10 protein-coding genes are annotated in these 15,316 nt (G+C 40.1%); 4 read left to right on the top strand and 6 right to left on the bottom strand.

Annotation, left to right across the window (positions count from 1 at the left end; all coding sequences use genetic code 11):
• The first annotated feature begins 254 nt into the window (after window positions 1-254).
• Together ACT8YW_RS08390 and ACT8YW_RS08385 are read left to right on the top strand one after the other, a co-directional pair.
• Entirely contained in the window at window positions 255-2,111 is a 1,857-nt protein-coding gene (locus tag ACT8YW_RS08390; RefSeq protein ID WP_005840012.1) for a gamma-glutamyl-gamma-aminobutyrate hydrolase family protein, read from the top strand.
• 276 nt (window positions 2,112-2,387) lie between these two features.
• Window positions 2,388-2,825 carry a hypothetical protein gene (locus tag ACT8YW_RS08385; protein ID WP_005840010.1) on the top strand — a complete coding sequence of 146 codons (438 nt, stop codon included), beginning with the start codon at window positions 2,388-2,390 and terminating at the stop codon, window positions 2,823-2,825.
• Between the two features lie 60 nt (window positions 2,826-2,885).
• Here ACT8YW_RS08385 and ACT8YW_RS08380 read toward each other — a convergent pair whose 3' ends face one another.
• Genes ACT8YW_RS08380 through ACT8YW_RS08370 form a run of 3 tightly spaced genes read right to left on the bottom strand, consistent with a single transcriptional unit; the run spans window position 2,886 to window position 8,236 of the window.
• Window positions 2,886-5,198 (bottom strand): ABC transporter permease, encoded by a 2,313-nt coding sequence (locus ACT8YW_RS08380; RefSeq protein WP_005840008.1) that lies wholly within the window; start codon window positions 5,196-5,198, stop codon window positions 2,886-2,888.
• Window positions 5,199-5,217: 19 nt separating this feature from the next.
• Window positions 5,218-5,892: an ABC transporter ATP-binding protein gene (locus tag ACT8YW_RS08375; protein ID WP_005840005.1), complete on the bottom strand. Its 675-nt coding sequence runs from the start codon at window positions 5,890-5,892 to the stop codon at window positions 5,218-5,220.
• Window positions 5,893-5,926: 34 nt separating this feature from the next.
• Window positions 5,927-8,236: an ABC transporter permease gene (locus ACT8YW_RS08370; protein WP_005840003.1), complete on the bottom strand. Its 2,310-nt coding sequence runs from the start codon at window positions 8,234-8,236 to the stop codon at window positions 5,927-5,929.
• Between the two features lie 321 nt (window positions 8,237-8,557).
• Here ACT8YW_RS08370 and ACT8YW_RS08365 point away from each other — a divergent pair, with 321 nt between their 5' ends.
• Window positions 8,558-10,663, top strand: a complete 2,106-nt coding sequence (locus ACT8YW_RS08365) for a M3 family metallopeptidase (protein ID WP_005840001.1) — start codon at window positions 8,558-8,560, stop codon at window positions 10,661-10,663.
• 180 nt (window positions 10,664-10,843) lie between these two features.
• Complete coding sequence (locus ACT8YW_RS08360) at window positions 10,844-12,004, top strand: acyltransferase (protein WP_005839999.1); 1,161 nt, start codon at window positions 10,844-10,846, stop codon at window positions 12,002-12,004.
• Window positions 12,005-12,110: 106 nt separating this feature from the next.
• Here ACT8YW_RS08360 and ACT8YW_RS08355 read toward each other — a convergent pair whose 3' ends face one another.
• The 3 genes from ACT8YW_RS08355 to ACT8YW_RS08345 all read right to left on the bottom strand — a co-directional run bounded on the left by ACT8YW_RS08355 (window position 12,111) and on the right by ACT8YW_RS08345 (window position 15,023).
• Window positions 12,111-12,920: a YjbH domain-containing protein gene (locus ACT8YW_RS08355; RefSeq protein ID WP_182416880.1), complete on the bottom strand. Its 810-nt coding sequence runs from the start codon at window positions 12,918-12,920 to the stop codon at window positions 12,111-12,113.
• Between the two features lie 185 nt (window positions 12,921-13,105).
• Window positions 13,106-13,819 (bottom strand): WecB/TagA/CpsF family glycosyltransferase, encoded by a 714-nt coding sequence (locus ACT8YW_RS08350; RefSeq protein ID WP_032937833.1) that lies wholly within the window; start codon window positions 13,817-13,819, stop codon window positions 13,106-13,108.
• Between the two features lie 31 nt (window positions 13,820-13,850).
• Window positions 13,851-15,023, bottom strand: a complete 1,173-nt coding sequence (locus tag ACT8YW_RS08345; RefSeq protein WP_005839992.1) for a glycosyltransferase — start codon at window positions 15,021-15,023, stop codon at window positions 13,851-13,853.
• Window positions 15,024-15,316: the final 293 nt, after the last annotated feature.

The raw sequence follows: 15,316 nt of genomic DNA, 5'->3' as shown, positions 1-15,316 counted from the left end.
GTAGCAGCTTTAGAAAAAAGTCATACCAAAGCGCATACACTTCACATACACCGACAATGTAACCTATTGGAGAATAATCGTATATGAAAGTGGCGCAGGCTGCTGTGGAAGATATGAAGTAAATTGAATATTTTCTGAATATAAAGGTGGGAGGTGCTTGGAATAAGTACCTCCTACTCTATTTTTATGGCATTTTATTTTTTCAATAAAAACATAGTTTATACATTTGCCTGCAAGACAAAATCTATATTCATATGAAAAACAAATGCCTCTTAGTATTACTGTTAGCTTTGGGATGTTGCCATGTACAAGCACAAAAAAGTCAAAAGGATCCTTTGTCCGAAGCACTCGTCCGGTTGAATCAAAAAGTGGATTCCGAATTGATTCCCGGAATAAAAAGGTTTCCCTTGATTGGAATTTCCACAGATATAAGTCCGAAACGGACAGCCGTAAACACGGCATATGTACAGTCAGTCATTCTCTCTGGAGGAATTCCTTACATGATACCTGTAACGGATAATGTAGAAATACTGCGTCAAATTGTATCCCGACTGGACGGAATTGTCTTTACAGGTGGAGAAGACATCCAACCAATGTATTATGGCGACCTTCTTTATGAAAAACTGGAAGAAGTAAGCCCCGCCCGGGATACCTTCGACTTGATGGTGCTGAAAATGGCCGCAGATCGGAATATTCCCATATTAGGAATTTGCAGGGGGCTACAATTAATGAATGTAGCTTTCGGTGGAACTTTATATCAAGATCTGCCCACGCAACATCCTTCAAGTGTCAACCATCGCCAAAAAGAATCCGGCACTACCCCCACCCATCCGATATCCATCATAAAGGAAAGCAAGTTGGCAGAAATTACAGGACAAGAAGTGCTGCAAGTCAATACATTCCATCATCAGGCTATCCGGGAATTGGCACCGGGATTCAAAATCACGGCTTGGGCACCCGACAGCATAGCGGAAGCTATAGAAGCTTATCCCATACGGCAAATGATAGGTGTGCAATTTCATCCGGAAATATTTACAGCTGCCGGAGATACCACCATGCATAAATTATTTAAATTCCTGGTGAACAAGGCTGATACATTCAACCTAGCTAAAAAAATTCACAGCCGCATTCTATCCATTGACACTCATACAGATACTCCTCTTTGGTTTAAAAACGGTTACAGCGTAGGCTTGAGAAAAGACAACATGGTCAGCATCCCCAAAATGGAGGAAGGCAAATTGGACGCACAGTTCCTAGCCGCATTTATATGGCAGGGGAAACGAGATGACGTATCTTCACAAAAAGCCGTAGAAAGCACCACCCTATTGATTCAATCCATTTATGACGAAGTAGCAAAATACAAAGATTTTTGCGGCATCGCCCTTACGGAAGAGGATTTGGTACGTTTAAAGAATGAAGGCAAGAAAGCTTTCTTTATAGGGATCGAGAATGGTTACGCCATCGGCAAGGACCTAAAGAATATAAAAAAATACAAACAGATGGGAGTTAATTATATAACTCTCTGCCATTCTTATGATAACGATATTTGCCATTCGTCCACTCATACGGAAGATGCGACTCAAGGATTGACACAGTTTGGTCGTGAGGTAGTGAAGGAAATGAACCGGTTAGGTATTATGATAGACATATCACATGCCAGTGAAGGTACTTTCTGGGATGTGATAAAATATAGTACACAACCTATCATCGCCTCTCATTCCTCGTCAAAGGCTTTATGCGACCATGACCGTAATCTGACAGACGAACAACTCCGTGCCTTAGCGAAAAATGGCGGAGTGGCACAGTTATGTCTCCTTGATGCCTATATCAATAAAAACCCAAAAGCCGCATCCGTTTGTGATGCTGCCGAACATTTGGACCACATGATTAAAGTAGCCGGCATAGACCATGTAGGAATAGGTACAGACTTTGATGGCGGTGGTGGTCTGCAAGGATGTAAAGGAGATAATGACTTAATTAATCTGACCATAAAAATGATTGAAAAAGGATATACAGAAGAAGACTTAAGGAAGATTTGGGGAGGTAATCTCTTGAGAGTAATGAAGCAAGTACAGGAAGCACCACTTCTTTCTTCAAAAAAACGCAGATAATACCCAAACAAGGATAATTAAAAATATATAGAAATATCCTATTATCATTTTTCGGAAATTATCAGGGCTGTCTCACCAATGGACAGCCTCTTTTTGTAACTTACAGTTTAATAGTAAAAGAAATAAGACAGACCTTATTCCCCTCTCCTCACCATAGGAATTTTCCTATTACAAATAGGGAAACTCTCCTTTACAAATAGGAATATTCCGTTTATTGTATCATTCCCTCCACTTATCTTTGTGACATAAGAAAAACAAATTTTAAAATTAACGGATATGAGAACAAAAATACTGAAATACTTCGGAATGGTAGTTGTACTGATAATAATGGTTAACCTAACCTCCTGTGAAGTATCCATAGAAAGTTGGTACGATGATGATGATTACAGCGAAATATATTACAGAACCACTCGGGAACTATGCAGCCGGACCTGGCAGGAAACTTGGGAACAAGACGGTGAATACTACACACAACGACTAGACTTTTACGAAAATAGAACAGGCACAGACATCATACAAATAGAACATCGAAACGGCTATGTAACCGAAGACAGATACAATTTTGAATGGAGATGGGATAACAGCGCACAGACATGTATCCGTATGGTTTACGGTCCCAGTGACATTTCATATTTTGAAAATATATGGTTGGCCGGAAACTTCTTAAAAGGCACATTGGATGGTGTCAATGTAAATTTCACAGGAATCAGGTAAAAAGAAAAAAGCGGGATGATACCCAACACATATCATCCCGCTCTCCTTTTTCCAAATACACTACTCAACTTTAATACTCTTTACCGGATTCTCATTAGCAATACGCCAAGCTCTAACAACGACACACACCACTATCAGAGCGATAATCACCAATGCTGTTCCGACAAAATACAACGCATTCATATCTATCGTTTCGGCAAATTGATCCAACCAAGCCTTTCCTGTAAAGTACGATACTACAATTCCCATCAAGACCGATGGGACAGCAACATATAATATATCACGGGACAGCAACCGAAGAATAGTCGAAGCTTCAGCACCATTCACCTTACGGATAGCTATTTCCTTACTGCGACGTTGTGTTTCATCATTCACGTAACCTATCAACCCCATAACAACAATAAGCAAAATAAAAGTAGAAGTAATCCATACAGAATTACGAAAACGATATACATTGCGATAGATTTCCTTCAGCATGGTATCTATCGGAATAAATTCCAATGCCTTAGTGGAATGCACCTGCTCCATGTATTCGTTCAGCTTTTTCAAACTCTCATCGTATGGCTGTTTTAAACGTACATCAAAAGTGTGACTGGTATTATGACTATAAACCAAAGCCACGGGAAACTGCTTATAAAGAAAAGACGTATTGCGCACATTACGGAATACACCAACAATGGTTCCGGCTTTATCAAAATCATTCAACCGTTTGCCTACTGCCCCATCTGTCCATTTCATCAGCCGCACTACTTCTTCGTTGACCAATACATCTCCCTCATTCTGCATATCTTTCCCTTCAATAATAGTAATCCCCATGGTTTCAGCATAATTCTTATCACAAGGATTATACATCAAGGTTTCTATTCGCTTGCCACTATTATCAATCAGCCCACGAGTCCAATATTCTCCCAGAACACCATGCATAGAACGGGTGGCATTTTCCACCATGGGTTGACGACGAAGATCGTTAACCATATTCTCTGCTTCTTCGGGTGACATCCATGTTTCCGCCTCCACCAATCCTGGAGTACGGATACCCATATCACTATTAATCAGATGATGATACTGCATCAAAGATACTAACAAAATCCCCATCACAAAAGATACCCCCATAAATTGTACAAATAAAAGAGAACGCTTCCACCCCTTTTTCCCATCTGTGTAACGACGAAAAACTTGAGTGACAGGAATGCGTGAAAACAATCTTCCCGGCAGCACTCCGGCTACTATGAACAGTACAAAAACAATGAGCATCGGAACCCATAAAGTTTCCAATGTAAAGAGTGAGGATAACTGCACCGAAAGTAAATCTTCTATCAGATCTTTGGTATTGAAAATAATAAAGAGGGCCACTATAACGGACATCAATACCACAATCCCCGTCTCAAAAAGGAACATACTGAAAATATTGATTGCACTGGCACCACTACACTTATGCACACCTATACTTTTTGCCCTGCGGCTCATGGTAGCAATAGCTACTAATACATAGTTCATGATTGCCACAAAAAATATGGCAAAGCCCAAAAAACCATAAATGTAAAGGCGAGTGCGGGTATTTGAGTCATCCAGATGAATTTCGGGCAATGGCTGTGCATCATAAAAATTTCTCCATTCATCATCAGCAGAATCAGGATAATATTTTTGCATAGCCTTGTATATCTGACGATTGATTTCTTCCCTGTCCACCCCATCGCGCAAACGGAGAATAGTATAATAAATGTCATTACGCCCCCATGTTCCACCCCCTATATAACCACCTCCGGCATAAATGGGAGCTACAAAATCAAAATGATAGGCCGTATTTTCCGGAGTATCCTGATAAACACCACGGACTGTCAGTTCATGCTGTTTATCCAAAGATAATTTTTGTCCCACAGGATCCTGTCCACCAAAGACATCACGAACAAAAGTTTCAGAAACGAATATGCTCCCTGCCCTTTGCAATTCCTCAGGATTCCCTTTCAATACTTTGATGCCGAAAGTACGGAAATAGCAAGTATCTACATAAGCGTAGTTTACGTCTTTCAGCTTATGACCATCCTTGAATACATTTAATGTCTCAAAATTGAAAATGACTGTAGCATTTTCAATCCATTGTGACAAATCACTGCGGAATGCTTCTGCCATCGGAGCAAACAAGCTATCATCATATCCTTCTCCTTTCTCTCCAGTCTTTACATTCTCTCCTCCTCCACGTACCAACACCAATCGGTCGGCATCAGGGTAACATTTTTCATAATTGAGTTCAAATGCTATTTGTGAAAAAAGCAGAACACCAATAGTCAAGCCTAATGAAAGCGATATGACTTTTGTCACATTGCTTCCACGGCCGTGTAATGTCGATTGTATTGCATAATAGATTTGTTTCATTACAACCACCCTTTCATTATTATTCTTTAATGTTCGCCACTACACTACCGTCAAACAAATGAATGACACGATGAGCAAATCCGGCATCATGCTGAGAGTGAGTTACCATGACAATACTAGTCCCCTCCTTGTTAAGTTCGGTCAATAGATTCATTACTTCAGCACCGTTCTTTGAGTCCAAATTACCGGTAGGCTCATCGGCGAGGATCAATTTAGGGTTAGTAACCACAGCACGGGCAATAGCCACACGCTGTTGTTGACCGCCGGAAAGCTGTTGCGGGAAATGCTTGGCACGATGACTCAAGTTCATTCGCTTTAAAATTTCCAGAACACGCTCCTTACGTTCACTGGCCTTGATTCCAAGATAAGTCAACGGTAATTCCACATTTTCAAAAACATTCAGTTCGTCTATCAGATTAAAACTTTGAAATACAAAACCTATTACACCTTTACGCAGGCGGGTGCGTTCTTTTTCTTTCAGATTGGCTACTTCGTTGCCCAGCAACTTGTAACTGCCTTCAGTAGGATTGTCCAGCAGACCAAGGATATTCAATAAGGTGGATTTTCCACAACCTGATGGTCCCATAATAGCTACAAACTCTCCTTCTTTCACCTCTATGTTTACATGATTCAACGCAATTGTTTCTACTTCTGAAGTACGAAATACCTTACTTAAATTTTCAATCTGTATCATAATAATAAATTTTAATTGTTTGTTCTATTGATCTTTATTCTGATTTAATACTCTTTACTGGATTCTCATTGGCAATGCGCCATGTTTTGGAAATGACACAACTGACAATCAATATCAAGACCACGATAGCTACACATACATAATAAGGAACAAGCGAACCTACAGTCACAGCAAACTGTTCCATCCATAAACCACCTACATACCATGCCCCTAGTGTACCTGCGACTACAGCCGGGAAAGAAATCCAAAGAACATCTTGCACCAACATTTCCAATATCGCAAATGACTCAGCTCCATTCACTTTACGAATAGCAATTTCTTTCGAACGTCGCTGTAATTCATCATTAATATAGCCTATCAGTCCCATCAAAGTAATAAACAAAATGGCAATTGCCGCCAATAAAGTCGCATTACGAAATACACGAACGGAATTATAACTATCCGCCATTTTTTGTTCCAAGCTTTCAAAGCCGACTGTTTGATTAGGAAAAGCTTCGGCAGCATCACGCTTCAGTTTCTGAAGATTCTCACCAAAGGGTTCCTTCAGACGGAGATAAACAAGATCAGCCAAATCTTTGGGATGATGATGCAAGACAAACGGTTTCAGCTCTGAGTAGAATCCGCCAATATTAAAATCTTTAATCACACCTACTATTTTGACACGGCCTTCTTCTGTCTGTATACTCTTACCTAAAACATCTTTTCCCCAATGCATTCTCCGTACAAATTCCTCATTCACTGCCACCTCACCGGATTCACGAGGCACACGCCCTTGCTGTATGACCATTCCCATAAAAGCTACATAATTCTCCTGAGTAAAATCATAACGGCTGGAAAAAAGACTCGTTCCTTTCTCATCCGGTATCATCTGCCCGCTATATCCATTAGACGGATAGCTAGTTGCCGAAGTCAATGCTTCCACGTATGGAAGCCCCTCATAAAAGTGACGGGCAGCAAGCCGGGCTTTAGCATCCGGTGCATTATTAACGCCAATCACTACCCGCTCAGGATTATAACCCGGATCTTTATTAATAACATAATGATACTGGAGCATCACTACACACATCAATCCACATATAAAAGCCACTCCTGCAAATTGGATAAACAATAACGGACGTTTCCATCCTTTCTTACCCTCTGTATAACGCCGGAAAACCTGTGTGACCGGTATCTTTGAAAAAATTCGTCCCGGCAGCACACCACCAATGAGGAATAAGACAGCAGTCACTCCAAAAGGCACCCAAATACGTTCCACCGCAAAAAGAGACTCCAGTTTAGCAGCTGTAGTATCTTCCACAAATTCCCGGAAATTAAACATTAAAAAAACCATCAAAAACAATGAAAGCAAAATAATAATACCGGTTTCCCACATAAACATACCAAAAACAGTACCCGTTCCCGCTCCGCTGCATTTATGAACACCAATACTTTTGGCACGCCGGCTCAATGAAGAAATAGAAATCAACACATAATTCAATGTCGTGATAAACAAAATAGATATACCTAAAATAAGCATAATATTACGCATTCTTTTCACTTCATCATATCCACGGTACGTATCCCGAACAGGTTTTGCCATGACAGTGATTCCCAACTTATCACTTCTGGGAATATGTTGCTGTACTACCATATCAATACGCTTGTTCAATTCATCCAAATCAATATCCTGCTTCAACCGGATATATTCTTTCCAGCTGTCCCCACCGTTCCATGAATAATTTCCTATCCGGCGGCTCCAGATAGAAGGCAAGGAAATGACAGCCTTCGGTCGCATAGTACAATTCTCAGGTAAAGCAGCATACGTTCCTTTGACTGTCAACTCAATTTCCTTATTGAAACTAATTATTTTACCAATCGGGTTCTCACCGCCAAACATTTTATCCGCCAAATCTTTACTCAGGAAAATTACATCTTTTTGCTGCAATTCACGTACCGGATCACCACTCAAGACCTCAATACCCATTGTCTGAAAAAACAATGAATCAGCAGCAACTTTAAAATCATCAAAGCGGACACTCCCGTTATAAATAGGTGCCGAAACCGGCCACGAGCCTGTACTTGCCGCCGATTCCACAATTTCCGGCATTGCATCCAGTATGCCTCCGGCAGCTGCACCGATAATGAACTCACTCGGAGGAAAAGGCTCTCCATTTACTGTCCATATATTCCACAATTGGTATAATTTATCATGATCCTTAAAACAAGTATCAAAACTCTGCTCATACACAACTCTTGAGAAAAGCAGAATACTCATAGTCAGGCCCAAGCCTAACGAAACGACTTTTATAATATTAGCTCCACATCCATGTATCAAAGCCTGAATGACATAATAAATCTGTTTCATATTTCGTGTTTTTAATTATTATTATTTTAAAAGAGAGAAGTCCCGTTTCACAACGTTACTTCCCATAAAGTGTATAAGAAACTAAAGTTTCTATAATTCGTTCTCTATAATATAAATGCCAAAACCGTGCCACGCAAACAAACAACTGATTAACAACACATTGCAAAATAACAAAAAGAAACAGTCTGTCTAATTATTAGACAATGATGTATGATAATTAGACAGACTATGAAAACAAACAAATAGTTCTACGCTTCAAACTTATTGGAATTTGCCTTATTTTACTATCTTTGCATTATCACCTATATAAAACAAATTATTATGAAACACATTCTTTTGGCAGCCTGTGCGGTTGCCATATTAAGCGGTTGCGGTTCGCAAGGGAAACAGGCAGCCCCTACCGAAAATCCATTCCTTTCAGAGTACACAACTCCCTTCCAGGTTCCTCCTTTCGACCAAATCAAGATGGAACATTACAAACCCGCCTTTTTGCAGGGCATGGAAGAACAACAGAAAGAGATTGACGCTATAGTGAACAACCCCGAACCCGCCACTTTCCAGAATACCATTGCAGCACTGGATCAAAGCGGAGCGTTACTTCGTAAAGTCAGCACCGTATTCTACGGACTGAAAAGCGCCAATACCAATGATGAAATGGACGCACTGAGCCGTGAACTCTCTCCACTACAATCAAAACACAGTGATGACATCGCCTTAAATGAAAAACTTTTTGCACGCATCAAAGCTGTCTATGAAAATCCCGGCGATTTGGACAAAGAGCAAAAGAAGTTGTTGGAAGAAACCTATAAAGATTTTGTACGTGGAGGTGCCAACCTGGATGCCGAAAGTCAAAAAAAACTGCGTGAATTAAATAGTGAGATTTCCATGTTACAGCTCACCTTCGGCCAAAATATGCAGAAGGAAACCAATGCTTTCCAATTGATCGTGGACAAAGAAGAAGACTTAGCCGGATTACCCCAAAACCTGATTGCCAGTGCTGCCGAAACAGCTAAAGAAGCAGGCATGGAAGGCAAATGGATTTTCACCCTGCATAATCCCAGCGTCATGCCTTTTCTGCAATATGCCGATAACCGAGACCTGCGCGAAAAGATATTCAAAGGATACATTAACAGAGGAAATAACGGAAATGAATACGACAACAAGGAAGTGGTGCGCAAACTGCTCAAGGCCCGTCTGGAAAAAGCCAAGCTGATGGGATATGAAAACTATGCTTCCTTTGCACTGGAAGAACGTATGGCAAAAACACCGGATGCCGTATATAAATTATTAGATCAGATTTGGACACCTACTCTGTCCAAAGCCAAAGAAGAACTGGCAGATATCAATGCCGAAATAAAGAAAGACGGAAAAACCTTCACAGCTGAAGGTTGGGACTGGCGTTATTATGCAGACCGAGCCAAGAAAGCCAAATTCGACTTGGATGAAAATCAGGTACGTCCTTATCTGAAACTGGAAAACGTACGTGACGGTGTGTTCTATGTTGCCAACAAACTGTACGGTATCACTTTCACCCAGCTGGACAATCTTCCCCTCCCTCATCCCGATGCACAGGCATTCGAATGTAAGGACAAAGACGGTTCTCATCTAGGTGTACTCTATATGGACTTCTTTCCGCGTGCCAGCAAGAAAGGTGGCGCATGGTGCGGAAGCTATCGTTCACAGACCTACAAGGACGGCAAGAAAGTGGCTCCTGTAGTAACCGTGGTATGCAACTTTACCAAACCGGCAGCCGGACAACCCGCTTTGCTCAGTGCAGACGAAGCGAATACCTTGTTCCACGAATTCGGACACGCTTTACATAATCTTTTCAAAGATGTACATTATTATGGTGTGGCTAGTGTTCCGCGTGATTTTGTAGAACTGCCGTCACAGATAGATGAGCATTGGGCTTTTGAACCGGAGGTATTGAATGTATATGCCAAACATTATCAGACAGATGAAGTTATTCCTGCCGGACTGGTTGAAAAAATGGACAAGAGTGGCAAATACGGACAAGGCTTCGCTACGGCTGAATATTTAGCTGCTTCCCTGCTGGATATGGATTATCATGTATTAAAAGAAATTCCCGATGATATGGACGTTATGCAGTTCGAAGCAGAAACATTAGGTAAGCGCGGATTGCTGAAACAAATTCCGTCACGCTATCGCACCACTTATTTCAACCACACCATGGGTGGTGGATATACTGCCGGTTACTATAGTTATATTTGGGCAGAAGTGCTGGATTGTGACGCATACGAGGCATACAAGGAAACAGGCGATATCTTTAATCAAGAAGTAGCAGGAAAGTTCCGCAAATATATCCTCACTCCCGGCTGCATTGACGATGCAATGGACATGTATGTCAATTTCCGTGGCAAAGAACCTGGTATTGATCCCTTGTTGAAGAACAGAGGACTAAAATAACCCTCTAACCCTAAATAGAATTCCTCCCCCTGCAAAAGACAAATGATTGTGACTCTTGCAGTGGGAGGATTCTCATTTTGTAGTATGATTGCGGATAGTTCTTTTTATTTTTTGTTCCAAAGCAAGAAATAATCCTCAGAGAAAGCGTACCTTTGTGCCTGTCAAATCAAAAATTAAATTATGAATCAACCTATTGCTATAAACACCACAAGAAAACATGTGGTATGGCTGGATGTCGTTCGTTTGGTAGCCATGTTCACCATAGTTTGCTGCCATAGTGCAGACCCGTTCAACTTTTACCCCGGCGAACCGCCAGCCAACATTGATGAAATCAAATTCTGGGGAGCCGCCTACGGAGCCTTTCTCCGTCCGTGTGTCCCACTGTTTGTCATGATTACAGGAGCATTGCTGCTCCCCGTACGTGGCGAAATATCCGCTTTCTACAAAAAAAGAATCAGCCGTGTATTCTGGCCGTTCCTTATCTGGAGTGTCATTTATAATTTATTTCCCTGGTTTACAGGATTGTTGGGACTTAATCCTGAAATAATCCTTGACTTTTTCCCTTATAGCGGTGAAGAAGCCGCCCGTCAGTCACTCAACGTATCATTGGGTTATATAGCAGAAATGCCTCTCAATTTCTCTTTATTAGACGTACATATGTGGTATATCTATCTGCTTATCGGATTATATCTATACCTTCCTATTTTCTCCGCATGGGTAGAAAAGGCCTCGGAGAAAGCCAAACTATGGTTTCTTGTCGCATGGGGAATAACTGGTTTGTTACCTTATTATTATCAGTTCGTATCCCCATACATTTGGGGAGGCTGTGCGTGGAACTCATTCAATATGTTCTATTATTTTGCCGGATTCAACGGGTACTTGCTATTGGGACACTATCTGCGCAACCACGACTGGTCATGGAGTAAGACACTGTCAGTCTGTATCCCCATGTTTCTGGCAGGTTACATGGTCACATTCTTCGGTTTCCGCCACATGACCGCATTACCACAATGCACTGATGAAATGTTAGAACTGTTCTTCACCTATAATTCTTTGAATGTGATTATGATGACTATCCCCTTCTTCCTCATAGCCAAGAAAGTAAAAGTACGCTCAGAACTGATCCAGCGTATGCTGGCAAACTTGACCGTATGTGGTTTTGGCATCTATATGATACATTATTTTTTCACAGGTCCGGGTGTAGTCCTGATGCGCAATATCGGTGTTCCCGTGCCTTTACAAATTCCCGCTGCCGCAATCGTGGCGTTTGGCGTATCGTGGCTGCTTGTGGTATTCATTCGTAAAATAAGCGGCAAGAATGCTAAATACATTGTAGGATAATAAAAACAGGACATACAAATATCGTTATATAAGAATAGCCGGAACTACTTTTTCCAAGTGATTCCGGCTATTCTTATAATGCTTCATCCACTAGAAATCAAGTCAGTTATTTAAGATGTAATTTAAAGAATATACCTCCGCTAAAAAATTTACCGTTATTCAGTTCAGCAATAAGATTGATATGGTCTTTCCATATTGAATAAGTTCCACCCACATTCACAGTATAAGTTGCTGTATGCAGATCTTCCGCATGTCCGGGACACACTTCCGCCATCAGATTAAATCCATTCAGAGCTTTCTGCCAGAAACCTTCGCCCTTCATGCCAAAATGAAAGTTTACCCCTGCAGCAGGACGGCTATAATGCACATCACTCATAGCTTTACCGATAACCCAAGCTACATGAACCCCCACTGTACCTATTCCACTAAATTCAACATGTTTCGTTGCCGCCAGATAATAACGTGTCAAGTAATTGTGGTTTCCGCTACCACCGCCCCCCCAATCTATGTCTCCACCTCCATTTGAAGAATGGCTTCCCGGATCATTCGCACCAATCACTACCTGAGGCGTCCAAGCCTTCCACCAGCCTTCTTTCCATGCCCTCAACCGGAAATGAAACGATCTGTCCTGATTGGTAAACCTGCCCCAAGTTTGCTGAGGCCAATAAGAAGAATCATGTATCCCCTTTACCAACGTACAAGTATATGCTACTTCCAGCCAAGGAAACAAAGTACAATTTATATAATAGTTATAGGTATAGGGATGATATTCACTTCTCACCCAATATCGGGAAAGTATATTTACATCCAGCATATTTCCTCCCAGCATAACGGTTTTATCTTTCTGCATAACGGCAGTAGGTGCATGAAGTAGTCCTGTAGTACCATAAAAAGCCTGCCCTTTGATAACATTCATTCCTCCAAAGAGTCCCCCCAGAAATATTAGAGTTCTTAATTTCACTATTCTATGAATTTTAATTTATATTTGCAGCATGAAAACAGATGTATTAAAAATACTCGGAAAAATTATTCCTACTGCTATCTTCGTCCTGTTGTTGCCATTCTCCATTATTTACATGGCAATAAGCAAAGTCTGCTCTTTCATCCGAAAATTCTTTCCCCGATAAAGCGTACCGGAAACAAGAATGCAGCTTGCAGATATCTTGTACGTGTATGTTTCTCTTTATACATTCTATAAACGAAACGCAAATTCATCTTATCAACCCAGTTCGGATAATAGTGCATCCTATTCATTGCCGTTTGGTGAACAAAGCCACCACACGTAAAGCCGATGCCTTGGTAACCCATCTTTTTTACCTTAAGCAGAAACTTTTCCTGCATCAAGGCCCCCATACCTACTATCAGAAAATCCGGATTTAATTCGACTATATGAGAAGCTTCCTTATTCATTTCAGCATCCGAAGAGAAATATCCGTTCCTGAACCCTGCAATGCGTAACTCCGGATACTGCTCTTGAAATATCCTCACAGAACACTCCACTTGTTCTTGACCCGAGGCTACGATATAGAGCGTTTTACGGCTTTCCATGAGATAATTCAACAATTCGGGAGCAAGGGAGGTCATATCAAAGCTACGTCTGGTCACTCGCTTTCCGTATACTAATCTTATGGCAGAAACCAGTAAAGAGCCATCGGCAAAAATACCATCGAATTGTTCAAATAAAGATTTGTTTTCTAAAGCTATGAGATAAGATACGGGGTTGAGAAAGGTGTAAATTCTGTTTTTCTGAGTAACCAAATGTAAAAACAGCAATTTATCTGTTTGTATGATTTTATTAAGCAATAGAGGGAGCATAAATTAAATGATAATTTATTTTTATGGAAGTTTATAATACTTCTTCAAACAGATTATACCACCTTGTAATAACAGAATCAATTGTAAAACATTTCGCCTTACACATGGCTTCCTTTGCCATTTCTTTTCTTAATTTTTCATTCTCGATTAGCAAGCTGATGCAGTCAATTGTTTTTTGACTATTATAAGGTATCGGAGTTATTAAGCCAGACTTTCCATTGTCTATGATGTCATATATAGCTTCATAACTTCCATACACAACTGGGACCACTCCATAACTCATACTTTCAATAACTACTAATCCAAACCCTTCTAAATCAGAAGTCAATAAAAATATAGAAGCTTCCTTATAATGTTGTATGGGAGGAGATACTTGAAAGCCTTTGAAACAAACACGTTGAATATCATATCTTCTAATATATTCTTCCAATGTACTTTTATAAGGGCCTTCTCCCACCAAAACAAGTTCCCAATCAACATATTTTTCATAAAGAACTTTCCAAGCTTCCACTATTCTATTTACTCGTTTATTTTCATAATCCATTCTTCCTACATATAACAGCTGCTTCTTCTTCTGTTTTAACTCCCATTCTTCAAAATACACAGGAATAGTAACAGGATTGCCTATTGCTATAATATTCTCAGTTCTCTTTATATGTGCATAATCACTTAACGGCTTGATAAAATGAGATGAAAGAAGAACATATTTTTCACAATGGCTACAATTATAACGAATGCTAGCTTTTACCAACTCTTCTTTTAGATACATTATAGCATGATATATGTATTTCAAAAAAGGGTTATAAACTGTTTCACATTTATCACGTGCCTTAATAATTAATTTAGACGTATTTGGAGCGCCATGTAATACCGAAATCAATTTACATGATGTTCTTTTTATAGCCACTCTACACAGCAATGTTGACATAAAAGGAAGTCCCCACTGATTAATTATAATATCAATTTTTTCATTTATAATTAATCGATGTAACTTCCTCATATTTTTTATAGAACAAACAGGATAGTCTAATTTGACAAGCTTTACATCTGGTAGTAATTGACAAGCTAGTTCAATATGCGGTTGTTCTATTGAAGCTATGATAACACCATGTCCATCCTTTATAAAACGATTGGCAAGTACAGTTGTCACTACCTCAACACCACCATAATTAGGATAAACACGATAAAAAAACAATATATTCATATTACCATTCTCTTTATTACTGTAATAATGAAGCTAGAAATGCAATTTGTTTGTCCTGCATTTCTTTTAATCCTTCTATGCTGACAAGTCTTTCCCTTACATCAGGAATTTTCGCATTTTCAAACAAGGCTATCCTAGGACTATTGCTAAACAATCTTGCTTTATTTCCAAATGCCAAAGTAGGGATACAAGCATGTACTCTATCAGAATAAACTTCTGAAGCATTCCGGTAAAGGAGGTAAGCACTCAATTTAGGGCATACCCCTTCGAAAGGGCACTTTTCAGTGCCCTAA

Origin of the sequence: Bacteroides sp. (assembly GCF_052357945.1) — a bacterium.
In the GTDB taxonomy this organism is placed as follows: domain Bacteria; phylum Bacteroidota; class Bacteroidia; order Bacteroidales; family Bacteroidaceae; genus Bacteroides.
Note: the sequence above shows the minus strand (reverse complement) of the source record. Positions and strands in the feature narration are given on the sequence as shown.

What these genes read in the sequence shown, in the direction of transcription:
- ACT8YW_RS08390 (WP_005840012.1), top strand. Translation starts at nt 255, where the DNA reads ATGAAAAACAAATGCCTCTTAGTATTACTGTTAGCTTTGGGATGTTGC.
- ACT8YW_RS08385 (WP_005840010.1), top strand. Translation starts at nt 2,388, where the DNA reads ATGAGAACAAAAATACTGAAATACTTCGGAATGGTAGTTGTACTGATA.
- ACT8YW_RS08380 (WP_005840008.1), bottom strand. Translation starts at nt 5,198, where the DNA reads ATGAAACAAATCTATTATGCAATACAATCGACATTACACGGCCGTGGA.
- ACT8YW_RS08375 (WP_005840005.1), bottom strand. Translation starts at nt 5,892, where the DNA reads ATGATACAGATTGAAAATTTAAGTAAGGTATTTCGTACTTCAGAAGTA.
- ACT8YW_RS08370 (WP_005840003.1), bottom strand. Translation starts at nt 8,236, where the DNA reads ATGAAACAGATTTATTATGTCATTCAGGCTTTGATACATGGATGTGGA.
- ACT8YW_RS08365 (WP_005840001.1), top strand. Translation starts at nt 8,558, where the DNA reads ATGAAACACATTCTTTTGGCAGCCTGTGCGGTTGCCATATTAAGCGGT.
- ACT8YW_RS08360 (WP_005839999.1), top strand. Translation starts at nt 10,844, where the DNA reads ATGAATCAACCTATTGCTATAAACACCACAAGAAAACATGTGGTATGG.
- ACT8YW_RS08355 (WP_182416880.1), bottom strand. Translation starts at nt 12,920, where the DNA reads ATGAATGTTATCAAAGGGCAGGCTTTTTATGGTACTACAGGACTACTT.
- ACT8YW_RS08350 (WP_032937833.1), bottom strand. Translation starts at nt 13,819, where the DNA reads ATGCTCCCTCTATTGCTTAATAAAATCATACAAACAGATAAATTGCTG.
- ACT8YW_RS08345 (WP_005839992.1), bottom strand. Translation starts at nt 15,023, where the DNA reads ATGAATATATTGTTTTTTTATCGTGTTTATCCTAATTATGGTGGTGTT.